This is a genomic window from Trujillonella endophytica (assembly GCF_900110555.1).
Lineage (GTDB): Bacteria > Actinomycetota > Actinomycetes > Mycobacteriales > Geodermatophilaceae > Trujillonella > Trujillonella endophytica.
The window spans coordinates 15,309-37,265 of the sequence record NZ_FOEE01000013.1; the positions used below are offsets into that span (position 1 = coordinate 15,309).

Genomic DNA, 21,957 nt, shown 5'->3' on the forward strand with positions numbered 1-21,957 from the left:
CGTGCGAGCGGTGGGAGGGCCCGTCAGCCGGCGAGGGCCTCGGGAGCGCGGTCGGCGGCCTCGACCGCCGGCGGCTGCAGGCGGCTGACCGCCTCGTTCGCGCTCATCCCGCCGTCCATCGACTTCTTGACCTGCGCGCCGTAGACGTCGACGTACTCCTGGCCCGACAGGGTCATGACCTCGTACATGATCTCGTCGGTCACCGAGCGCTCGACGAAGCGGTCGCCGGCCAGCCCCTCGTAGCGGCTGAAGTCCAGCGGGCGCCCGAACCGGACGCTCACCCGGGGAACGTGCCGGCCGATCAGCGGGATGTTCCGCCTGCCGTAGACCATCGCGACCGGCACCACGGGCACGCCCGTCTCCAGCGCCATCCGCGCGACACCGATCTTTCCGCGGTACAGCCGCCTGTCCGGCGAGCGCGTGCCCTCGGGGTAGATGCCCAGCAGCTTCCCCTCCTGCAGGATGCGCGTGCCGGTGCGGATCGCGTCCTCGGCCGCCGAGGCGCTGGACCGGTCGATCGGCACCTGCCCGGCTCCGGAGAAGAAGGCCCGCTGCAGGAAGCCCTTCACGCCGCTGCCGGTGAAGTACTCGGCCTTCGCGAGGAAGGTGACCCGGCGGCGCAGCTGCAGGGGCATGAAGACCCAGTCCGCCGCGGACAGGTGGTTGCTCGCCAGGATCGCCGCTCCCGTGCGCGGGACGTTGTCCACGCCCTCGGCATGCGGGCGGAACACGAGCGTGGCCCACGGCCCGATCGCCACGAACTTGAGGAACCAGTAGAACAACACGCCTCCCTCGGGAACTGTCAGACTAGGGAGCCGCGGAGCGGAAGGACAATCCGCCCGCCCCCGTACCGCGACACGCCTGCCCGTCGGCACGGCCACCGGACGCCGAGGAGAACCGTGCCACCCATCGAGTCCCCGTCCGTCGTCCCCGGTGCGGAGCCGTTCGCCTTCCCCGGCGGTGCGGCCGGCGCGGGCACCGGGGTGCTGCTGGTGCACGGCTTCACCGGGTCGCCGTTCAGCATGCGGCCGTGGGGCGAGCACCTGGCGGCCGAGGGCTTCGCCGTCCGCGGGCCGCTGCTGCCCGGGCACGGCACCCGGTGGCAGGACTGCAACCTGACCACCGAGACCGACTGGGTCGACGCGGTCGTCACCGCCTTCGACGAGCTGCGGGCCGAGTGCGACCGCGTCGTCGTGGCCGGCCTGTCCATGGGCGGGACGCTGGCCCTGCGGCTGGCCGAGCTGCGCCCCGACGACGTCGCCGCCCTGGTGCTGGTCAACCCGTCGCTGCTGACCGAGCGCCTGGACGCCAAGCTGCTGCCCCTGCTCGCGCGGCTCACGCCGAGCTGGAAGGCGATCGTCAACGACATCAGGAAGCCGGGCGTGGACGAGCGCGGCTACCCCAAGCTGCCCACCCGTGCCGTGCTCGGGCTGCGCCGGCTGTGGGCGGCCACCCGCGCCGACCTCGCCCGCGTCACCGCGCCGGTGCTGGTGTTCCGCAGCGTGACCGACCACGTGGTGGAGCCGGCCTCGGTGCGGGTCCTGCTCGCCGGCGTGGCCAGCACCGACACCACCGAGGTGCTGCTCGAGGACAGCTACCACGTGGCGACGCTCGACAACGACGCCCCGCTGATCTTCCGGCGGTCGGCGGAGTGGATCCGCGAGCGGGTCCCGGCGCGGGAGGGCGGCGCGTGACCTCCCCCCGCCGCGGGCGGCGCGACAACGGCCTGGACGCCCCGCTGTGGTCCCCGCTGCAGGACGTGGACCCGCGGGTCGGCGAGCACCTGCTCGACGTCCTGCGCGACGCCGGCATCGCCGCCTACCTGGAGCCCGCGACCGACGTCGGCCCCTACACCCGCACCGTCTTCCTGCCCAGCCCGCCCAGCGACCGGCTCTTCGTCGACCGGGCCCGGGTGCGCGAGGGGCGCGAGCTGGTCGAGCAGCACGGCGACGAGCACGTCCCCGAGCACGCTCGCGGGCCGCTGCCCGAGCGCCTGCCCGCCCGCCGGGACCTCGACGAGGACGCCGAGTGGGCACGGATCGTCTCCGCCTTCGAGGCGGAGAACGGCCGCATCGCCGTCGACCGCGAGCCCGCCGACCTCCCCCCGCCGACGCCGCACGAGCTGTCGGTGCTCGACCTGCCCGAGGAGCACTACGAGCCGCCGCCGCCCCCGCCGGTCGGCGTCCCGTCGCCGAACTCGCTGTACGCCTGCCTGCTCCTCGCCGTCGGCGCGCTGCTCGTGATCGCGCCCGGGCTCGTGGGGCTGACGCTGGAGGTGGGCCTGGTCCTCGGCGTGGCCGCCGTCGTCGGCGGGGTGTGGCTGCTGGTCTCCCGGATGCGGGAGACCTCGGCCGGCGACGGCGACGACGGGGCGGTCGTCTAGCCGGGAACGCGGTCCCGGCCGGTGCCGGCGGCGACCTCCAGGCGCACCAGGTCCGCGGCGCCCACGAGCCCGGCCTGCGGGCCCAGCGCGGCGGCCACCACCACCGGCCCCGGCCGGAACCCGCGACCGGGCAGCGCGCGCTCCAGCCGCTCGCGCGCCGGCCCCAGGACGGCGTCGCCCAGCGCGCTGACCCCGCCGCCGATGACGACGACGTCGGGGTCCAGCACCGCGGCGAGGTCGGCGATGCCCTGGCCCAGCCAGTGCCCGACCTCGGCGATGAGCTCCCGGGCCAGCGCGTCCCCCGCGGCCGCGGCCTGCGCGACGTCCTCCCCGGTGAGCGCATCGGCCCGGCCGGCCACCCGTTCCAGCAGACCGGCCGCGGCGGCCGGCGAGTTCAGCGCCACCTCCCGGGCGGTCTGGGCGAGGGCGGTGCCGCTGGCGTACTGCTCCCAGCAGCCGCGGTTGCCGCAGGCGCACAGCCGGCCGTCGGGGACGACCCGCATGTGCCCCCACTCCCCCGCGACGCCGTGCGCGCCGCGCTGCAGCCGTCCACCGAGCACGATGCCGCCGCCGATGCCGGTGCCGAGCGTGATCATCAGTGCGAGCTGCGCACCCCGCGCGGCGCCGAAGCGGTACTCGGCCCAGGCGGCGGCGTCGGCGTCGTTGCCCACCCACAGCGGCAGCCGCAGGCGCCGGGCCAGGTCGCGCCGCAGGGTCGTGCCGCGCCAGGCGAGGTGCGGGCTGAACAGCACCGTGTCCCCGGTGCGGTCGAACCAGCCGGCCGCTCCCACGCCGACCCCCAGCGGTGGCCGGTCGGCGGCCGCGGCGAGTTCCTCGACGACCGCGACGATCGCGTCCTCGGTCTCGGCCGGCGACCCGCCCGGGGTGCCGCGCCGGGCGGTGGCCAGCACCGTGCCCTCGCCGGTGACCAGGCCGCCGGCGACCTTCGTGCCGCCGATGTCGACGCCGACCGCGGTCGCGACCACCTCAGGCGATCTCGATGTGCTGCACCGACGGGCCGGGCCGCTCGTCGCCGTCGGCCCGGGACGGCGGATCGGCCGGCGGCGGCTCGGCGGCCAGCGCGCGCAGCGCGGCCGCGGCCGCGGTCAGGGCGTCGGCCAGCGCGGCGGTCACCTCGGGCCGCTCGCCGCGCAGCACCGCGACCGCCTGGCACAGCGGGCACCAGCGGCAGTCGCCGCCCCGGTTCCCGGCGTGCGCCGCGCCTCCGTGCGGGGCATCGGCGGTCGGGGCGTCGGCGCCGGCGGCGAACGACTGCCCCAGTCCCGCCACCAGCCGCCGCGCCTGGTCCAGCCAGTCGTTCCCGGTGGTCATGCGGTGCTCCCCTCGGCGGCCAGCAGGTCGGCCGGCCACTGCTGCGGATCGGGTGCGAAGTCGACCACCAACCGCGCCGTCGCGCTGCCGGCGTCGGCCAGCGAGCCGCCGGTCACCACGCAGCGGCGCAGCAGCGCGTCCAGGCGCAGCGACCGCCGGGACCCGGCGACGGTGACCACGAGGTCGTCGTCCCACCGGGTCAGCTCGAGCGCGCCGCGCCGCGCGTACGGCAGGGGGACGACGAGCTGCCAGCCCCCGGGCACGCGGACCGGCGCGGGCTCGACGGGGGCGGCGGCGGGTGTGGCGCCGTCGTCGTCCAGCAGCCCGGCGAGGTCGTCGGCGGAGGCGGGCGCGGACGCGCGCTCCGGCACCGTGGTCACCGGGGCGAGCTGCGCGAGCTCCGCCAGGACCTCGGCCTGCTCGGCGAGCCGCGACGCCCACCACTCCCCCGCACCGCCGTCGGGCAGCACCCGGGCGGAGACCCCCGCCACCCGCTGGCCGTGCAGCGCCAGGACGGGCAGGGACTCGCGCACGGCGGCGACCGCGGACCGTCGCGGCTCGACGACCAGCCGCACCCCGGTGGTGGCCGGATCGCCGAGGGACACCCGGGACAGCAGCCGCTCGACCACCGGCACCGCCGACAGGACGGCGTCCACCGGTCCGGGCCGGACGGTGCCGGTACGGACGGCGGCCGTGCGCACGGCGCCGAGCACGCGGAGCCGGGTCGGCAGCACCTGCCCGAGCCACCAGCGCAGCGCCCCGGGCAGGGCCAGCAGCGCGAGCGCGGCGTCCAGCGGCCCGGCGTCGACCACGACGACGTCGGCCTCGGTCCGGGCCAGCTCGGCCAGCAGCGCGAGGTCGGCCGCGCCCGGCGGCGCCACGACGGAGCTCCCGGGCGGGACCGGGAGGTCCGGCAGCGCGGCGGCGACCGCCGGCCCGACGGGACCCCACAGCTCCTCGAACGCCCGCTGCGGATCGACGGTGACGACGCGCAGTCCCGCGACGTCCCCGAGTTCCTCGACCGGCGGCGGGCGCCGGGAGATCAGCACCGCGCTGCTGCCCGACCGGGCCGCCCGGACCGCGACGGCGGCGGACACGGTCGAGCTCCCCGCCCCGCCCGGGCCGGTCACGAGCAGGGTGGCCATGCCGGATCAGCCCTCGACGCGCTTCTTGAGCTCCTTGAGCGCGGTGTCGAGGATGACCTTCTCGGCCTTGCGCTTGATCATCCCGAGCATCGGGATGGAGAGGTCGATGGTGATCGAGTAGGTGACCTCGGTCCGGCCGGCGGACTCGACGAGCGTGTACGAGCCCTCCTGGCGCTTCTGCATCTGGCCCTTCACGAGGGTCCAGGAGACGCGGCGGTCGCCGTCCCACGTGTAGGAGAGGACGTAGTCGTCCTTGACCGCGCCGGCGTCGAGCACGAAGTGGACCTGCTGGGCGCGGCCGTCCGGTCCGGTCTCGAGGACCTCGACCCGCTTGGCCGCGGCCACCCACGTCGGGTAGGCGTCGAAGTCGGCGATGACCGCCATCACGTCCGCGGCGGGCGCCTCGACGACGATCGACTGGGTGGACTGGTCGGCCATGCGGAGCAGGCTAACCGCTCCCCCGCCCGCCGCCGCGGAGAGACTCCCGCTCCAGCTACTCACCGGTAGCGGCCTACGGCTAGATTTGCAGGCCAGACGTCCCCACCGGGGCGGGCCGGGCGACGGGGCTCGGGGCGCGGTGCGGGAGAGAGGACCAGGCGTGCGCGAGTTCAGCGTCCCGGCGACGACCGAGGTGGGGCCGGACGAGGCCCTCACCGACATGCTGGTGGAGAACGTCGCCGATCACGGCGACGAGGTGGGCCTGCGCATCCAGCGGGCCGGCCGCTGGGAGGACGTGACCTGGCGGGAGTTCGGCGAGCAGGTGCGCGGCGTGGCCAAGGGCCTGATCGCCGCGGGCGTGCAGCCCGGCGACCGCGTGGCCCTCCAGGCGAAGACCCGCTACGAGTGGACGGTGGTCGACTTCGCGGTCTGGACCGCCGGCGCCGTCGTCGTCCCCGTCTACGAGACCTCCAGCTCCGACCAGGTGGCCTGGATCCTCGCCGACTCCGGGGCCACCGCCATGATCGTGGAGAAGGGCGAGCACGCCGCGGCCGTGGACGCCGTCCGGGACCAGGCACCCGCGCTGGGCCCGGTCTACGTGATCGACGACGACGCCCTGGGCACCCTCACCGCCGCCGGCGCCGAGGTGCCCGACAGCGAGCTGGCCGCCCGGCGGGCCACCCTGACCGCCGACTCCCTGGCCACGCTGATCTACACCAGCGGGACGACGGGGCGGCCGAAGGGCTGCGAGCTCACCCACGGCAACTTCCTCTTCGAGGTCGGCAACGGCATGGCCCTGCTCGACCGCTTCATGAACGTGCAGGGCTCGCTGCTGCTGTTCATCCCGCTCGCGCACGTGCTGGCCCGGGTCATCCAGGTCGGCGCCGTGAAGACCCGCACGGTGATCGGCCACACCCCGGACGTGAAGAACCTCGTCGAGGACCTGGGCGCGTTCCGGCCCACGTTCGTGCTCGCCGTGCCGCGGGTCTTCGAGAAGGTCTTCAACCAGGCCAAGGCGAAGGCCGAGGGCGACGGCAAGGGCAAGATCTTCGACCGGGCCGCCCAGGTCGCCATCGACTGGTCCCGCGCGCAGGACACCGGCGGCGCCGGTCTGGCGCTGCGCGCCCAGCACGCTCTGTTCGACAAGCTCGTCTACGGCAAGCTGCGCGCCGCGCTCGGCGGCCGCTGCCTCGGCGCCATCTCCGGTGGCGCACCGCTGGGCGACCGGCTCGGCCACTTCTTCCGCGGCATCGGCGTCACCGTCTTCGAGGGCTACGGCCTGACCGAGACGACCGCGGCCGCGTCGGTCAACTACGACGACGCGCTGCGGATCGGCACGGTCGGCCGCCCGCTGCCCGGCGTCGGGTTCGCGATCGCCGAGGACGGCGAGATCCTCATCCGCGGTGGCGTGGTCATGCGCGGCTACTGGAAGAACGAGGCCGCCACCGCGGAGGCGATCGACGCCGACGGCTGGTTCCACACCGGTGACATCGGCGAGATCGACGCGGACGGCTTCGTCAAGATCACCGGCCGCAAGAAGGAGATCCTGGTGACCGCGGGCGGCAAGAACGTCGCCCCCGCCGTCCTCGAGGACCGGCTGCGCGCGCACCGGCTGATCAGCCAGTGCATCGTCGTCGGCGACCAGAAGCCCTTCATCGGGGCGCTGATCACCCTCGACGAGGAGGCTCTGCCCCAGTGGCTGGGGTCCAAGGGCAAGCCCGCCGACACCAAGCTCGCCGACCTGGTCGACGACGCCGAGGTGCGCGCCGAGATCGACGCCGCGGTGGCTGATGCCAACAAGGCCGTCAGCCAGGCCGAGGCCATCAAGAAGTACAAGGTGCTCTCCACGGACTTCACCGAGGACAACGGGATGCTCACCCCGAGCCTCAAGCTCAAGCGCAACGTGGTCCTGAAGGAGTTCGGCGCCGAGGTCGAGGGCCTCTACGCCGGCTGAGCTCCCGCCGCCCCCGGCATAGGAAGCGATACCCACGTCCTGCACGCCAGGACGTGGGTATCGCTTCCTATGCCCCCGTGCGGTCCGGTGCCCCCGCGGCGTCCGGCTCCAGCAGCTCGGCGAAGGTGGCCGCGATGTGCGTCCAGGACCACCGCCGCTCGACCCACGCCCGGCCGGCCGCCCCCATCGCCCGCGCGCGGGCCGGGTCGTCCAGCAGCGCGGCCACGGTGTCGGCCACTCCCGCGGCCGAGTGCGGATCGGCCACGACGCAGCCCGTCACCCCGTCCTGCACGGCCTCCGGGGCCCCGCCCGAGGTGCCGGCCACGACGGGCAGGCCGCAGGCGGCCGCCTCGAGGTAGACCATGCCCAGGCCCTCGACGTCGAGGCCGCCGCGCCGGGTCCGGCACGGCATCGCGAACACGTCCCCGGCGGCGTAGTGCTGCGGGAGCTGCCCGGGTGCCACCGGCCCGGTGAGGACGACGGAGCCGCTCAGCCCGCCGGCCTCCACCGCCCGGCGCAGCGCCGGCTCGTCCGGCCCGCCACCGACCAGCAGCAACCGCGCCCCCGGGTGGCGCGCGAGCACCCGCGGCCAGCCGGCGACGAGCACGTCCTGCCCCTTGCGCGCCACCAGCCGGGACACGCAGACCACGACCGGGTCCTCCCCCAGCCCGTACCGGCGGCGCACCTCGGCGCCGTCGACCGCGGGCGAGAACGTGTCGACGTCCACCCCCGGCGAGAGCTGGGTCATGCGGGCCCGGCCGGCCAGCGCGGGCTCCAGCCGGCTGCGGGTGTACTCGCTGATGTAGGTGAGGACGTCGAGGTCTCCCGCGATGCGGCGCATCAGCCGCCGTCCGCCCGGCACGGCCACCCAGCCCGTCTCGTGCCCGTGGGTGATACCGACCTGGTGGCGCACCCCGGCCGGGCGCAGCGCGGGCGCCAGCAGCCCCAGCGGGGCGGCCGCACCGTAGACCGCCGTGTCGCAGCCGAACCGGCGGGCCAGGCCGACCGCGGCGCGCGCGGCGGACCGGGTCGGCAGCAGCATGCCCGTCGGATGGCGGACCACCGGGTAGGGCAGCGCCGCGTCGTGCTCCTCCCAGCCGGGTGAGCGCGAGGCCAGCACCACCAGCGAGTCGGGCGGTCGGCGGGCCAGCAGCGCGGCGACGAACGTCTGGATGCCGCCCTGGCGGGGCGGGAAGTCGTTGGTGACGACCAGTGTCCGGCTCACCGGTCGCCCGCCCGCAGCCAGTCCTCGGCGAACGCCACGCGCTCGGCCTTGGTCGGGTGGGATCCGAAGAACCACTGCCACGCGGCCGGCGGGTCCGGATCGGACAGGTTCGTGGACGCCAGCCGCTCCTGCATCCGCACGAAGGCCTCCACGTCGCCGGTCAGGTCGAGGGCGTGCAGGTCGGCTCGCGCCTCGATCTGGCGCGAGACGAGGTTCTGCACGGGTGTCGAGACGAGGGTCCCGATCGCGATGAACAACAGGACGAGGGGCACGATCCGCGGATCGCCCGCCGACGTGGCCCCGGCGCGGCGGAGCAACGGCGTCCAGGTCAGCAGCCAGCCCAGCCCGGCCACCGCGCCCGCGGCCCCCAGCGCCCCCATGAGGGTGCCGGTGAGGACGTCGTCGGTGGCGACGTGACCGAGCTCGTGGGCGACGATCGACTCGATCTCGTCGTCGGGCAGCCGGCCGAGCAGCGTGTCGTACAGGACGATCCGGCGGGTGCTGCCGAAGCCGGAGACGTAGGCGTTCAGCGACGTCGTCCGCCGGGAGGCATCGGACACCAGCACGTCCTCGACAGGGGTGCCGTTCTCCTCCGCGAGCGCGAGCAGGTCGGTGCGCAGCTCCCCCGCCGGAAGGGGCTCGAAGCTGTTGAACGCCGGCTCGATCACGACCGGGTAGAGGAACGACCCGACGACGACGAGCGCCGCGGCCGCCCCCGCCGCCCAGGCCCACCAGGTCCGCGGGGCCCGGCGGGCGAGCCAGACGAGCACGAGCAGGGCCACCGCCGTCAGGGCGGCGTCGATCGCCAGCGATACGGCGACGTCGCGCAGCCACAGCGGCCAGCTGCGGTTGGACAGCCCGTACCGGTGGCGCACCACCTCGCCGTAGGCGGCGATCGGCAGCGTGACCAGCCGGCCCAGGGCCAGGAGCGCCGCCGTGCCCAGCAGGACCTGCCACACCCAGCCGCCGCCGAGCGGACGGGCCACGGCCTGCACCAGCCGGGCCCCGAGGCGGGTGAGGCCGAGCACGGCCGAGACCCCCAACCCGAGCAGGAGGGCGGTCAACGAGGCCGGCCGCAGCGCGCCGGCGAAGGCCTCGGCCCGCTCCACCACCGCGTCGGGCAGCCCGGCGCCGGGCTCGGGCGGGGTCGGGCCGCCGGGGAGGTCGGGCAGCAGCGTCCACGGCGTCCGCAACGCGACCACGAGTACGAGGGCCGCGCCGAGCACGACCGCGGCCAGCAGCGCGGCCCGGCGGGCGGACACGAGCCGATCGTAGAAGAAGGACCCGCCGCCCCCGCACGCTCGGCCCAGCCCGTGCGGATCGGCCACCCGGAACGACCCGGGCCGGCGACCCCTGGAGGTCACCGGCCCGTGTGCCGTTCGCGTCCCCGATCGGGGACCGCCTGCGCCTAGAGGATGCGGCGCATGGCGGTGATGCCGCCCATCGAGTCGATGCTGACCACCTTCACCGGCTGGCCGGACGTCGAGGCGTGCACCATCTGGCCGTTGCCGACGTACATCGACACGTGGCTGATCGGGCTGTAGTAGAAGAGCAGGTCGCCCGGCTGCAGCTCGGCCCGCGAGACCGCGGTGCCCATCTGGGCCTGCATCCGGCTGGAGTGCGGAAGGCTGACCCCGGCGGCCGCGTAGGCGTACTGGGTCAGGCCCGAGCAGTCGAAGGCGTTCGGGCCGCTGGCGCCCCAGACGTAGGCATCCCCGACCTGGGCCAGCGCCGTGTCGACGGCGACCTGCGCGGAACCGCTGGCGGCCACGGGACGCGCGACCGCGGCCGGTGCGACCGCCTGGCCGGTGCGCGCGACCTGCGCCTGCTGCACCTGCGCCTGCTGGGCGGCGCTCAGCCGGTCGTACTGCTGCTGGTACTCGGCGACGTCCGCCTGGAGCTGGTCCTCCTGGCCGCTGAGGTCCTCCAGCGTCCGGCGGGCCGCGGCCTCCGCCTCGGCGGCCTCGGCCTCGGCCTGCGCGGCCTCGTCGGCGGCGTCCGACACCTCGGCGAGGACGCCGGTGGTGTGCCCGGCGATCTGGTCGAGGAACGTCAGGCTGCTGACGAAGTCCTCGGCCGACGAGCTGGTCATCAGCAGGTCCAGGGTGGCCAGGCCCTCACCGGCACCGCCTGTGTAGGCGCTGCGGGCGACCTGGCGGAGCTGCCCGTCGAGGGAGTCCAGCTGCGCCCGGGCCTCCTCGACCTCCTGGCGGGCCGCGGCGACCGCGAGCTCCTGCAGGCCGAGCGTCTCGCGGGCCTCGTTCACCTGCTCGCTGACCGCCTCGAGGCGGGAGCTGGCCTCGGCGACGAGCTGGGCGGCCTGCTCGGGACTGGTCGCCGTCGTCGGGTCGGCGGTGGCCGTCCCCGGCAGGGTGGTGATCGTCAGAGCGGCGGTGGTCCCCACGAGCAGCCCGCGGCCGAGCCAGCGGGAGCGAGAGGGACGGCGGGATCCGGTAGCGGTACCGGGATGGACGTGCTCACGTGCATGCCCCAGGGCAGGGCGAGGCGTCGCCACGGTCGGCGGCTCTCCGTTCTTCCTCGACAACCGCCTACCGAGTTAGCTGACGGGTTCGGGCTGGGAAGAATTGCCCTATCTCTCGCGCCGCGAGCGGCACGTGCACCCCGGCGGACCGGCGCGCGTGAGAACTCACCCCAGTGCTGCGGTGGGTCCCCGGCTCACCTCGACACCGGCACCACCCTGCGGTGGCGCCGACACCTGCGGTGACTCGGCGGTGCCCGGCCGAGGCCACCCTGAATCGGGCGACGACCACCCGGTCGGACGGGGTCACGGTACGGACGTGATGCAGATGTGACAAATGCAGGCAGGGTCAATTGTGTGAATCAACACGGTTCGCAGGCTCGCCACTCCGGTCGGTCACCGCCACGACGACCCGCGCGCGGGTCAGCCGATGCGCCGGCGGCCCCCGGGTGCCTCCTCGGGCCCGGTCCGGTGCCGCAGCGGCGGCACCAGGCCGCCCTCCGCCAGGGCCCGGACGGCGCGGCGCTCGACCTCGTCGAGCTCCACGACCACCCCGCTCCGGGCGGCCTCGGCCGCGGGCTCCTCCGCCGCCGGGCGGATCGCCCGGCGGGTCATCGGCACCACGGCCGGATCGGTGCCCTGCCAGCCCGGTGGGGCCCCCAGGAGCACCGTGACCACGCAGTCGGCGCAGCCGGTGCCGCGGGCGGTACAGGTGTCGCAGTCGATGAGCATGGCCGCTCTCCTCCCGGTCCTCTCGTCGGTCAGGAGCGACGCTAGGCACGCCCACCGACAGTTCCGGGTCAGGTGCCCGCGTACTCCCAGTGCCAGGGCTCCTCGCGCCCGTTGCCGGGATCGGCCCACGTCGGGTGCAGCCAGCCGAACCGGCCGGCGTTGGCGACCATCCACCGGTACTGGGGGCTGCCGAACCCGTCGATGCCCCCGCAGAGGTCCACCGCCAGCCCCCAGCCGTGATTGCTGGTGCCCGGCACCGCGGCCAGCGCGGGCTTCTGCCCGTAGAGGCGCACCTGGCCGGCGTAGGTCCGGTAGGAGTCGGTGATGCAGATCGGCGTTCCGAACGCGGCCGCGAACGCCGCGTCCATCGCGCGGTAGGACGCCGCCGCGTCGCAGCGCAGCGAGTGCGAGCCGACGCCGATCGGACACAGCGCGCTCGGCGGGATCAGGCCGTTGGGGTAGCCGCCCCACGACCGCGTGCCGTCGAAGCTCGGCGGGTGGACGGTGTTGCCGCACTCCACCCGCAGCGCGCCGGCAGTCGGGCCCGGCGCGGCCTCCGGTGGGCGCTGCCCCAGGCTCGGCCGGCCGATCAGCAGCGCCTGGTCCATCGGCAGCGAGCGGACGACGACCGCGCCCGCGCGCGCGTCCGCGGCCAGCATGGAGCGGGAGTCCAGGGCCAGCCCGACGTGGCCCAGCCCCGCCTCCGGCGTCCCCAGGAAGACGAGGTCGCCCGGCAGCACGTCCTCCCGGGCGATCGGCCGGGTCGTGGCGAACAGGCCGGCCTGGTCGGAGGGCAGTTCCGTCCCGGCCGCGCGGTAGGCCGACTGCACCAGCGAACCGCAGTCGAAGGATTCGGGCCCCGCCGTCCCCGGCGCGTACGGCAGGCCCAGCTGGTCCATGGCCGTGGTCACCGCGGTCAGGACCTCGCGCGGCAGCACGAGCAGGGACGTCGGCTGGCGGGGCAGCTGGGCGGCCCCGGCCTGCGCTCCTCCGGCGACCGAGCCGACCGGGACCAGGCCACCGGGCAGCCCGGCGACGGGGTCCAGCAGCTGCCCGGCCGGGGGCGCCGCGACCCCGGCCGCCACCAGCTCGTCCAGGTAGGCACGCCAGTTGGCCGCCGTCTCCTGGTTGACCCGGACCTGCTCGGCCTGCAGCTGCGCCAGCTGGCGGTCCACGTCGCCCAGCGCCGCGTCCAGCTCGCTGGTCACGGCCGCCGCCGCGTCCTCCAGGGCCTGCACCTCGGCCGCCACCCGGTCGGCCCGCTCCTGCGCCTGGGCGAGGGCCGCGGCGGCGCGGTCCCGCTCGGCCACCACGGCCCGGCGTTGCCGCTCCGCCGCCGCCACCACCTCGGCGGCGTGGTCGTCGACGGCCTCGAGGTAGCCCATCGCCGCGACGACCTCCCCCGGGCTGCCGCCGGAGAGCAGCAGCGTCAGGGGGGTGAGGCCGCCGCCGTCGCGGTAGAGCGCCGAGGCGTACTCGGCGACGACCGCCTGGTGGTCGGCCAGCTCCCCCTCGACATCGGCGACCTGCGCCGCGGCCTGGTCGGCGGCGTCCCGCGCGGCCGTCAGGGCCTCCTGGGCGGCGACGACGTCGCCCTGCCGGGCCAGCAGGTCCGCCTGCACCTCCGCGGCCCGCCGCTGCAGCTCGTCGAGCGCGTCGCTGTCGAGCACCCCGGTGGTGCCGCCCGGCTGGTCGCTGGGGTCGGCCGCGGCCGGGCCGGCGAGGCCGACGACGGTCGCGGCGGCCGCCGCCACCAGCAGGATCGACGGACGACGGGCGCGCCACCGGGTGCGCGGGAGCATCGACCACCCTCTCGCCGGCGGGACCCCCGTGGTCCCCGACAGTGCATGGTGACCCGCTGCCCGCCGGCGCGCCACAGTGACCTGCGCGTTCCCTCGCGCGGGCGAACGGCGGGGCAACCGCGGGCGACCCACCGGCGGGCCCGCGGCCACGGGGCCACGCGCCGCGGCGTCCGGGAGCGGGGCGCGAGGGTCGTCGGCGTGGGTCCCGGAGACTGTCGGTGCCCCGACCTACCGTCCGCCGCGTGCCCCCCTCTCCCGCCGCGACGCCCGGCTGGGTCTCCGCGGCCGGGGCCCCGGGCGCGGGGCTCCCCCGGCCGACGCCGCGCTTCGACCCCGGCCCGCGCTACGTCCAGGGCACGATCGAGGAGCTGGGCACCCCGCTGGCGGAGGTCACCTTCGTGGTGGTCGACCTGGAGACAACCGGCGGCTCGCCGCGCGACAGCGCGATCACCGAGATCGGCGCCGTGAAGGTCCGCGGCGGCCACGTCCTCGGCGAGTTCCAGACGCTGGTCGACCCGGGCCGGGAGATCCCGCCCTACATCAGCGTGCTGACCGGCATCACCACGATGATGGTCGCCGCGGCACCCCGGATCGCCGCCGTCCTACCGAGCTTCCTCGAGTTCGCCCGCGGCGCGGTGCTCGTGGCCCACAACGCCCCCTTCGACCTGGGCTTCCTCAAGGCGGCCTGCGCCGAGAGCGGCATCCCCTGGCCGGCCGCGGCCTCGGTCGACACCGCCGTCCTCGCGCGGCGGCTGCTCAGCCGCGACGAGGTGCCCAACTGCAAGCTGGCCACGCTCGCGCCGTACTTCTCGGCCGCCACCTCGCCGTGCCACCGCGCCCTGGACGACGCCCGCGCCACCGTCGACGTGCTGCACGGCCTGTTCGAGCGGCTGGGGCCGCTGGGCATCACCTCGCTCGAGGAGCTCACCGGGCTGACCCGGCGGGTGGACCCCGAGCGCCGCCGCAAGCGGCACCTGGCCGACGACGTCCCCGGGGGGCCGGGGGTCTACCTCTTCCGCGGCCCGAAGGACGAACCGCTCTACGTCGGGACGTCGAACGATCTCCGCAGCCGCGTCCGCAGCTACTTCACCGCCGGGGAGCAGCGCAGCCGGATCACGGAGATGGTCGCCCTCGCCCAGCGCGTCGAGGCGATCCCCTGCGCGCACGACCTCGAGGCCGCCGTCCGCGAGCTCCGGCTGATCGCCGAGCACAAGCCCCGCTACAACCGCCGGTCGCGCTTCCCCGAGCGGGCGCTGTGGATCCGGCTCACCGAGGAGGTCTTCCCGCGGCTGTCCGTCGTCCGGCGGGTGCGGCCCGGGGCGGGGGTCTTCCTCGGCCCGTTCCCCGACCGGCGGGCGGCCGACGCCGCGGCCGCCGCCATCCACGAGTCCCTGCCGCTGCGCCAGTGCACCTCGCGCCTATCGCTGAAGGTCCTGGGCGACGCGTGCGCCCTGGCCGGCATGGGCCGCTGCGGCGCGCCCTGCACCGGGGCGCAGTCGGCCGACGAGTACGGCGCGATCGCCGCGGTCCTGCGGGCCGCGGTCGCCGCCGACCCGGAGGCGCTGCTGACCCCGTTGCTCGAGCGGGTCGACCGGCTGGCCGCCGAGGAGCGCTTCGAGGACGCCGCGGTGCTGCGGGACCGGACCGCGGTCCTGGTGCGCGCCGTGCGCCGGCGGCAGCGGCTGGAGTCGCTGGCCGCGGTGCCGCAGCTGGTGATCGCCCGGCCAGACGGCGCGGGCGGCTGGCACCTGTCGGTCGTCCGCCGCGGTCGCCTGGTCGCGGCCGGCGGGGCGCCGCGCGTGGGGTCGGTGCGCCAGACGCTGGCCGGCCTGCTGGCCACGGCCGAGACGCCCCTGGGCCCGGACGGCGAGCTGGCCGCCACGGTCGACGAGACCGAGCTCGTGCTCCGCTGGATGGAGAAGCCGGGCACGCGGCTGGTGGAGGTCGACGGCACGCTGGCCTGCCCGGTCCCCGGCACCGGCTCCTACAGCGCGTTCCTCGACCGGGTGGAGACCAGCCGCCGGGAGCGGGAGCCGTTCGCCGACGGCCGCTCCCTCGGTACCCGGGCCCGCCCGGAGCGGGTGTCCTCCGGGGCGCGCGGAGCGGGCGGCGCGGTGCCTCCCCGGCTAGCATCCCCGGCGTGATCACCGCCATCGTCATGATCGACGCGGCCACCGATGCCATCCCCGAGGTGGCCCAGGCCGTGGCCGACCTGGAGGGCGTGAGCGAGGTCTACTCGGTCGCGGGCGACACCGACCTGATCGCCGTCGTCCGGGTCCGGGAGTTCGAGCAGATCGCCGAGGTGATCGCCGGGCGGATCAGCAAGGTTCCCGGCGTCCTGGAGACCGACACCCACATCGCCTTCCGGTCCTACTCCCGGCACGACCTCGAGGCGGCCTTCGCCATCGGCCTGGAGTAGGCCGACTCCGGTCAGTCGCGAGCGGCGCGGCTGACCGTCACCCAGCGGTCCAGCAGGGCGGCGGCGCGGCCGTCGTCCACCGCCGCGGCCGCGCGCTCCAGGCCCTTGGCCAGTGCCGCGCCGAGGTCTCCGTGCACACCGTCGAAGGCGGCGAGCGCGGCGGCCGCGTTGAGCAGGACGGCGTCGCGCACCGGCCCCTGCTCCCCACCGATCACCCGGCGGAAGACGTCGGCGTTGAAGGCCGGGTCGCCCCCGCGGAGCGCGTCCACGGACGAGGAGGCGATGCCCAGCTCCGCGGGGTCGACCCGGCCCGGACGCACCGCGCCGTCGGCGACCACCCACACCGCCGACGTCGTCGCCGTCGTCAGCTCGTCCAGTCCGTCGTCGCCCCGGAACACCAGCGCGCGCGTGCCGCGCTCGGCGAGCACGTCGGCGAGCACGGGCGCCATCCGCGGATCGGCGCAGCCGATGGCCGCGGCCACCGGACGGGCCGGGTTGGCCAGCGGGCCCAGGAAGTTGAAGACCGTGCCGATGCCCATCTCCCGGCGCGGCGCCCCGGTGAAGCGGAAGCCGGGGTGGAAGACCGGTGCGAAGAAGAAGCCGATCCCCGCCTCCGCCACGCAGCGGGCGACGGCGGGCGCCGGCAGGTCGATGACGACGCCGAGCGCCTCCAGCACGTCCGCCGCGCCGGAGGACGACGACGCCGCCCGGTTGCCGTGCTTGGCGACGGGCACGCCCGCGGCCGCGGTCACCACCGCGGCCATCGAGGAGATGTTGACGGTGTGCGCCCCGTCGCCGCCGGTGCCGACGATGTCGACGCACTCCACGGCCAGCTCCACCGGGGTGGCCCGGGCGACCATCGTGGCCGACAGGCCGGCCACCTCCGCCGCCGACTCGCCCTTGGCGCGCAGCGCGACGGCGAACGCAGCGATCTGGGCCGGGGTGGCCTCGCCGGCCATGATCTCCCGCATCGCCCAGGCCGCGTCGTCCTCGGGCAGGTCCTCGCGGGCCAGGAGCCGGGTGAGCAGCGCGGGCCAGGTCGGTGTGCCCACGGCGCTCAGGGCCCGACGGCGGGCACGCCGACGCCGGCGCGCAGCACCTCGGCGACCACGCGTGGCGCGGTCAGCGCGTCGAGGGGGAACGGGAGGGTGGCGTCGGCCTCGGACCAGTGGGCGAGCCAGCGGTCGGACTGGCGCGCGATGAGCAGGCACAGCGCCGGGCAGTCCGCGACCTCGAGCCGCAACTGCCGCGCCACGGCCATGCCGCCGGTGGGCTGCGCCTCGCCGTCGAGGATGCAGAGGTCGATGCCGCCCTCGTCCACCGCCGCGGCGACGTCCTCCCCCGTCTCGCACTCGACCCACGTCAACGGACCGACGTCGGCCGCGGGGTGGCGACCCACCGCGGTGCGGACGGCCTGCCGCACCTCGGGCCGGGAGCTGTAGACCAGAACGGTGGCCGGCACGGCCACGCCGGCTGCGGTGGAACTCACGCCCGGGAGCCTAGTGCCCGCGGCGGGGCACCCGGGGCCCTCCGGCCCGTATCTCGACCCGGTCACGGCGCCGCCACGCCCAGCGACCCACGGTCGTCCTCGTCGACACGCGATGCCATGATGGCCGGGTGACAACGGCTCCCGTCGCGAGCGGCACCTTCGACACCTCGCGGGTCCACTCCCTGACCCGACCGAACATGGTCAGCGTCGGCACGATCGTCTGGCTCTCCAGCGAGTTGATGTTCTTCGCCGGCCTGTTCGCCATGTACTTCACCGCGCGGGCGCGCGCCGAGGAGGGATGGCCCCCGGAGCCCACCGAACTGAACCTGCCGTACGCGCTCGTCTTCACGACGATCCTGGTCGCGTCGTCGATCACCTGCCAGCTAGGCGTCTTCGCCGCGGAGCAGGGCAACGTCTACGGCCTGCGCCGGTGGTTCTCCATCACCTTCGTGATGGGCCTCATCTTCGTGCTGGGCCAGGGCTTCGAGTACCTCGAGCTCGTCGAGCACGGAACGAAGATCAACACGAGCACCTACGGGTCCGTCTTCTTCCTCACGACCGGGTTCCACGGGTTGCACGTGATCGGCGGGCTGATCGCCTTCATCTACCTGCTCATCCGGTCCACGATGGGCCGTTTCACGCCGGCACAGGCGACCTCGGCGATCGTGGTCTCCTACTACTGGCACTTCGTCGACGTCGTGTGGATCGGGCTCTTCGCCACGATCTACCTGATCCGCTAGGGAACCGGTGTCCACCACGAACCCGCAGTCCGACGCCCAGCCCGACGACGTGCCGCGTCGCGCGCGCTCCCGCCGGACCCGCCCCACCGAGGGCACCCCCGCCGCCGCGGCTCGCTCGCGCCGGCTGTCCAAGGCACGTCGCCGGGTCGCCAACGTCGCCGGCCTGATGGCCGCGCTGGTGCTCACCGGCGCGCTGTACTCGACCCTGGCCCCCGCCCACGCGGACGAGGTCGGCGCCGCCGGCGACCCCGACTACGACGCCGGGCAGGAGATCTACGAGAACAGCTGCATCTCCTGCCACGGGTCGAACCTCGAGGGCGTCGACGGGCGCGGCCCGTCGCTCATCGGCGTCGGCGGGGCGGCCGTCTACTTCCAGGTGCACACCGGCCGCATGCCGCTGGTGCGCCAGGGCGAGCAGGCCGCGGACAAGCCGGTCGTGTTCAGCGACGAGGAGATCGACCAGCTGGTCACCTACGTGCAGGCCAACGGCGGCGGCCCCGCCGTGCCGAGCGACGAGGTGGCGAGCAGCGACGGCGACCTCGCCCTCGGCGGCGAGCTGTTCCGGCTCAACTGCGCGTCCTGCCACAACTTCGTCGGTGAGGGCGGCGCGCTGTCCTCGGGCAAGTACGCCCCCTCGCTGCACAATGCCGACGACCTCGAGATCTACACCGCGATGCTCAGCGGGCCGGAGAACATGCCGGTCTTCGGTGACAACCAGCTCTCCCCCGAGGAGAAGCGGGCGATCATCAACTACATCCAGACCGTCAAGGAGATGCCCGACCCGGGCGGCGCGGGCATCGGTCGCACCGGCCCCGTGGCCGAGGGCCTGGTCATCTGGCTGGTCGGGATGAGCGCCCTGATGTTCGGGATCTTCTGGATGGGGAGCAAGGCGTGACCACGCACGACACCCGCCCCGGCTCGACCGGGGGCGCGGACACCGCCGGTCCCCTGCACGGCGGGCCGGACGACGAGTACACCCCGGAGCAGCTCGCGGCGATGCCGCGGGAGGACCTGGACCGCCTGGGCGCCCGCTACGACGGCGTCGAGGTGCTGCACGTCGAGCCCGGACCGGAGCCGGGTTCCGCGCTCGAGCGCCGCTATGTCCGCCAGATCGGTGCCGTGTTCGCCCTGGCCGGGCTGGCCGCCTTCGGCTTCGTGGTCGTCTACCTCGGCTCGGGCTGGTTCCTCCCCGACTGGGAGTGGACCATCGACAGCGGCACCTGGAGCACGCTGTTCACCCCGCTGCTCGGTGCGCTGATGGGCCTGTCGCTCATCCTCGTCGGGCTCGGGATGGTGCTGTACGCACGCAAGCTGCTCCCTCACGAGACCGCGGTGCAGGACAAGCACGACGGCTCGCACTTCGACCGGGTCACCACCGGTGCCACGCTGGTCGGCGGTCTGCACAACAGCGGTCTGGCACGGCGCAAGCTCATCACCCGCTCACTGGCCTTCATGGGCGGTGGCCTCGGCCTGATGCTGCTGCTCCCGCTGGGCGGCATGATCAAGAACCCGAACACCGGCAACCCGCTCGGCCGCACCTCCTGGGCCGAGGGCGTCCGGCTGCTCCGCGACGACGGCACCCCGATCCGCCCCGGCGACCAGGTCGCCGGCTCGCTCGAGACCGTGTTCCCGGCCGTGCCCGGCGGCAACCGCCAGGCCGACGCCGCCACCATGCTCATCCGGCTGCGTCCGGAGCAGGTGGCCGAGTCGGACCCGCGCGCGGGCCAGGCCGACTTCGGCTACGGCGACTACGTGGCCTACTCCAAGATCTGCACGCACGCCGGCTGCCCGGTGTCGCTGTACGAGCAGGAGACCAGCCGCATCCTGTGCCCCTGCCACCAGTCGCAGTTCGACGTCACGCAGGGCGCCAAGCCGGTCTTCGGCCCGGCCACGCGGTCGCTGCCTCAGCTCCCCCTGGCGGTCGACGACGAGGGCTACTTCGTGGCGCGCAGCGACTACATTGAGGCCGTGGGCCCGACCTACTGGAACCGGGAGCGCATCTGATGGCTCGAACCGCCACGGCGCCCGGCGCCCCGACCACCCGGCTCGGCAAGGCCGCGCACGAGATCGACGACCGGCTGATCGTCGCCGGCCCGCTGCGCCGGACGCTGAACAAGGTCTTCCCCGATCACTGGTCGTTCCTGCTCGGCGAGATCGCGATGTACGCGTTCATCGTCCTGCTGCTGTCGGGCACCTACCTGACGTTCTTCTTCGACCCGTCGATGCGCGAGGTCACCTACGAGGGCAGCTACGCGCCGCTGCGCGGTGTCGAGATGTCCGCGGCGTACGACTCGGCGCTCGACCTGTCGTTCGACGTCCGCGGCGGCCTCTTCATGCGGCAGGTCCACCACTGGGCGGCCCTGCTGTTCGTGGCGGCGATCATCGTCCACCTGCTGCGCATCTTCTTCACCGGCGCGTTCCGCCGGCCGCGCGAGACGAACTGGCTCATCGGCGTCACCCTGATGGTCCTGGCCCTGCTCGAGGGCGCGACCGGCTACACCCTCCCCGACGACCTCCTGTCGGGCACCGGGCTCCGGATCATCAGCGCGATCATCCTGGCGATCCCCGTGCTCGGCACCTGGGCGCACTTCGCCGTCTTCGGGGGGGACTTCCCGGGTGAGCTGATCATCGGGCGGTTCTACATCGTCCACGTGCTGCTGATCCCCGCGATCCTGCTCGCCCTGATCGCGGTCCACCTGCTGATCCTGGTGAAGCAGAAGCACACCCAGTTCCCCGGCCCGGGCCGGACCGAGCACAACGTGGTCGGCAACCGCCTCTTCCCCACCTTCGCGGCCAAGGCCGGTGGACTGTTCTTCATCGTGTTCGGCGTCATCGCCGCGCTCGGTGGGCTCGTCCAGATCAACCCCATCTGGCTGTGGGGCCCGTACAACCCGGCGCAGGTGTCGGCTGCCTCGCAGCCGGACTGGTACATCATGTTCCTCGACGGGTCGACCCGGCTCTTCCCGGCCTGGGACATCAACCTGCCCGGCAACTACACGATCCCGGCGCTGTTCTGGCCGACGCTCGTGCTGCCGGGCATCCTGTTCACGCTGCTCGCGCTGTACCCGATGATCGAGCGCAAGCTCACCGGGGACACGGCCTCGCACCACCTGCTGCAGCGGCCCCGCGACGTGCCGGTGCGGACCTCGCTCGGCGCCATGGCGTTGACGTTCTACCTGCTGCTCATCATCTCCGGCGGCAACGACGTCCTCGCGGACAAGTTCTCGATCAGCCTGAACGCGATGACCTGGGTCGGCCGGCTCGGGCTGATCGTCCTGCCGCCGCTGGCCTACGCGTTCACCTACCGCGTGTGCCTGGGGCTGCAGAAGCACGACCGCGAGGTGCTCGAGCACGGCATCGAGACGGGTGTCATCCGTCGCCTGCCGCACGGTGAGTTCATCGAGGTCCACCAGCCCCTCGGCCCGGTCGACGAGCACGGCCACGGTCAGCTCGCCTACGGCGGGGCGCCGGTGCCGAAGCGGATGAACCAGATCGGTGGCGCCCGTCGCGCGATCCGCGGGTTCTTCACCCCGATCGAGGAGCCCGCGCAGGTCGAGCTCGAGCAGCAGCGCGAGGAGCGCGGCGTGGCGAGCGCGGAGGCCCGCGAGCTCACCGGCTCGGGTCGCCCGTCCGAGGGCGGCAAGCCGCAGGAGCCGCGCGACTGACCCCAGCTCCGGCTGACGACAGGGCCCGGTGGACATCCGTCCACCGGGCCCTGTCGCGTTCTGGGCGCCGCGGTCCACTCCCCCGGCCCCGAACCGGGAAGCCGCCCCTGGAGCCGGGTCACGGCGCGGCTGAAGGGGCGGTTCTCCGGGACCA

21 protein-coding genes and 1 riboswitch are annotated in these 21,957 nt (G+C 74.8%); of the genes, 9 read left to right on the forward strand and 12 right to left on the reverse strand.

Annotated elements, in window-relative coordinates:
* Positions 1 to 23 precede the first annotated feature (23 nt).
* Positions 24 to 785, reverse strand: coding sequence for a lysophospholipid acyltransferase family protein (locus BMY88_RS18065; protein ID WP_244524780.1), 762 nt, complete (start codon positions 783 to 785; stop codon positions 24 to 26).
* Positions 786 to 899: 114 nt separating this feature from the next.
* Between BMY88_RS18065 and BMY88_RS18070 the strand changes: the two genes are divergently transcribed.
* Complete coding sequence (locus BMY88_RS18070) at positions 900 to 1,694, forward strand: alpha/beta hydrolase (protein ID WP_280138741.1); 795 nt, start codon at positions 900 to 902, stop codon at positions 1,692 to 1,694.
* Entirely contained in the window at positions 1,691 to 2,383 is a 693-nt protein-coding gene (locus BMY88_RS18075; protein ID WP_091946789.1) for a hypothetical protein, read from the forward strand. The genes BMY88_RS18070 and BMY88_RS18075 overlap by 4 nt, the downstream gene beginning before the upstream one ends.
* Here the strand turns inward: BMY88_RS18075 and BMY88_RS18080 are convergent.
* From BMY88_RS18080 to BMY88_RS18095, 4 genes are read right to left on the reverse strand one after another with little or no spacing between them, the layout of a single operon-like run.
* Positions 2,380 to 3,369, reverse strand: a complete 990-nt coding sequence (locus BMY88_RS18080) for an ROK family protein (protein WP_091946792.1) — start codon at positions 3,367 to 3,369, stop codon at positions 2,380 to 2,382. The genes BMY88_RS18075 and BMY88_RS18080 overlap by 4 nt on opposite strands.
* 1 nt (position 3,370) lies before the next feature.
* Positions 3,371 to 3,715, reverse strand: coding sequence for a hypothetical protein (locus tag BMY88_RS18085; protein WP_091946801.1), 345 nt, complete (start codon positions 3,713 to 3,715; stop codon positions 3,371 to 3,373).
* Positions 3,712 to 4,860, reverse strand: a complete 1,149-nt coding sequence (locus BMY88_RS18090; RefSeq protein WP_091946802.1) for an ArsA-related P-loop ATPase — start codon at positions 4,858 to 4,860, stop codon at positions 3,712 to 3,714. The genes BMY88_RS18085 and BMY88_RS18090 overlap by 4 nt, the downstream gene beginning before the upstream one ends.
* 6 nt (positions 4,861 to 4,866) lie before the next feature.
* Positions 4,867 to 5,298, reverse strand: a complete 432-nt coding sequence (locus tag BMY88_RS18095) for an SRPBCC family protein (protein WP_091946805.1) — start codon at positions 5,296 to 5,298, stop codon at positions 4,867 to 4,869.
* A 160-nt stretch (positions 5,299 to 5,458) separates the two neighbouring features.
* Between BMY88_RS18095 and BMY88_RS18100 the strand changes: the two genes are divergently transcribed.
* Positions 5,459 to 7,252 (forward strand): AMP-dependent synthetase/ligase, encoded by a 1,794-nt coding sequence (locus BMY88_RS18100; RefSeq protein ID WP_091946808.1) that lies wholly within the window; start codon positions 5,459 to 5,461, stop codon positions 7,250 to 7,252.
* Positions 7,253 to 7,319: 67 nt separating this feature from the next.
* Here the strand turns inward: BMY88_RS18100 and BMY88_RS18105 are convergent, their stop codons facing one another.
* The 5 genes from BMY88_RS18105 to BMY88_RS23925 all read right to left on the reverse strand — a co-directional run bounded on the left by BMY88_RS18105 (position 7,320) and on the right by BMY88_RS23925 (position 13,490).
* Positions 7,320 to 8,477, reverse strand: coding sequence for a glycosyltransferase family 4 protein (locus tag BMY88_RS18105; RefSeq protein ID WP_091946812.1), 1,158 nt, complete (start codon positions 8,475 to 8,477; stop codon positions 7,320 to 7,322).
* The gene (locus tag BMY88_RS18110; protein ID WP_091947137.1) at positions 8,474 to 9,739 is read right to left on the reverse strand and encodes a M48 family metallopeptidase; all 1,266 of its coding nucleotides are present in this window, start codon (positions 9,737 to 9,739) and stop codon (positions 8,474 to 8,476) included. Before BMY88_RS18110 ends, BMY88_RS18105 begins: the two co-directional genes overlap by 4 nt.
* Positions 9,740 to 9,885: 146 nt before the next feature.
* Positions 9,886 to 10,881 carry a C40 family peptidase gene (locus tag BMY88_RS18115; RefSeq protein WP_244524781.1) on the reverse strand — a complete coding sequence of 332 codons (996 nt, stop codon included), beginning with the start codon at positions 10,879 to 10,881 and terminating at the stop codon, positions 9,886 to 9,888.
* Positions 10,882 to 11,008: 127 nt separating this feature from the next.
* Positions 11,009 to 11,180: riboswitch (cyclic di-AMP (ydaO/yuaA leader) on the reverse strand.
* Positions 11,181 to 11,379: 199 nt separating this feature from the next.
* Positions 11,380 to 11,688: a hypothetical protein gene (locus tag BMY88_RS18120; RefSeq protein ID WP_091946815.1), complete on the reverse strand. Its 309-nt coding sequence runs from the start codon at positions 11,686 to 11,688 to the stop codon at positions 11,380 to 11,382.
* A gap of 68 nt (positions 11,689 to 11,756) precedes the next feature.
* Positions 11,757 to 13,490 carry an NlpC/P60 family protein gene (locus BMY88_RS23925; RefSeq protein ID WP_170861169.1) on the reverse strand — a complete coding sequence of 578 codons (1,734 nt, stop codon included), beginning with the start codon at positions 13,488 to 13,490 and terminating at the stop codon, positions 11,757 to 11,759.
* Positions 13,491 to 13,732: 242 nt separating this feature from the next.
* Here BMY88_RS23925 and BMY88_RS18130 point away from each other — a divergent pair, with 242 nt between their 5' ends.
* Positions 13,733 to 15,634, forward strand: a complete 1,902-nt coding sequence (locus BMY88_RS18130; protein WP_091946817.1) for a DEDD exonuclease domain-containing protein — start codon at positions 13,733 to 13,735, stop codon at positions 15,632 to 15,634.
* Positions 15,631 to 15,909 (forward strand): Lrp/AsnC family transcriptional regulator, encoded by a 279-nt coding sequence (locus tag BMY88_RS18135; RefSeq protein ID WP_091946829.1) that lies wholly within the window; start codon positions 15,631 to 15,633, stop codon positions 15,907 to 15,909. Before BMY88_RS18130 ends, BMY88_RS18135 begins: the two co-directional genes overlap by 4 nt.
* Before the next feature lie 11 nt (positions 15,910 to 15,920).
* Here the strand turns inward: BMY88_RS18135 and trpD are convergent, their stop codons facing one another.
* Complete coding sequence (gene trpD, locus BMY88_RS18140) at positions 15,921 to 16,961, reverse strand: anthranilate phosphoribosyltransferase (RefSeq protein ID WP_091946832.1); 1,041 nt, start codon at positions 16,959 to 16,961, stop codon at positions 15,921 to 15,923.
* Positions 16,962 to 16,966: 5 nt separating this feature from the next.
* Positions 16,967 to 17,398 (reverse strand): response regulator, encoded by a 432-nt coding sequence (locus tag BMY88_RS18145; RefSeq protein WP_244524782.1) that lies wholly within the window; start codon positions 17,396 to 17,398, stop codon positions 16,967 to 16,969.
* A gap of 128 nt (positions 17,399 to 17,526) precedes the next feature.
* Here BMY88_RS18145 and ctaE point away from each other — a divergent pair, with 128 nt between their 5' ends.
* The 4 genes from ctaE to qcrB are packed head-to-tail and all read left to right on the forward strand — an operon-like array spanning position 17,527 to position 21,803.
* Positions 17,527 to 18,138, forward strand: a complete 612-nt coding sequence (gene ctaE, locus BMY88_RS18150) for an aa3-type cytochrome oxidase subunit III (RefSeq protein ID WP_091946838.1) — start codon at positions 17,527 to 17,529, stop codon at positions 18,136 to 18,138.
* Positions 18,139 to 18,145: 7 nt separating this feature from the next.
* On the forward strand, positions 18,146 to 19,033 hold the full coding sequence (gene qcrC / locus BMY88_RS24715; RefSeq protein WP_280138742.1) for a cytochrome bc1 complex diheme cytochrome c subunit: 888 nt from the start codon (positions 18,146 to 18,148) through the stop codon (positions 19,031 to 19,033).
* Complete coding sequence (gene qcrA, locus BMY88_RS18160; RefSeq protein WP_091946841.1) at positions 19,030 to 20,142, forward strand: cytochrome bc1 complex Rieske iron-sulfur subunit; 1,113 nt, start codon at positions 19,030 to 19,032, stop codon at positions 20,140 to 20,142. The genes qcrC and qcrA overlap by 4 nt, the downstream gene beginning before the upstream one ends.
* A complete protein-coding gene (gene qcrB, locus BMY88_RS18165; protein ID WP_091946844.1) occupies positions 20,142 to 21,803 on the forward strand; it encodes a cytochrome bc1 complex cytochrome b subunit in 1,662 nt (553 codons plus the stop codon). Before qcrA ends, qcrB begins: the two co-directional genes overlap by 1 nt.
* Positions 21,804 to 21,957: the final 154 nt, after the last annotated feature.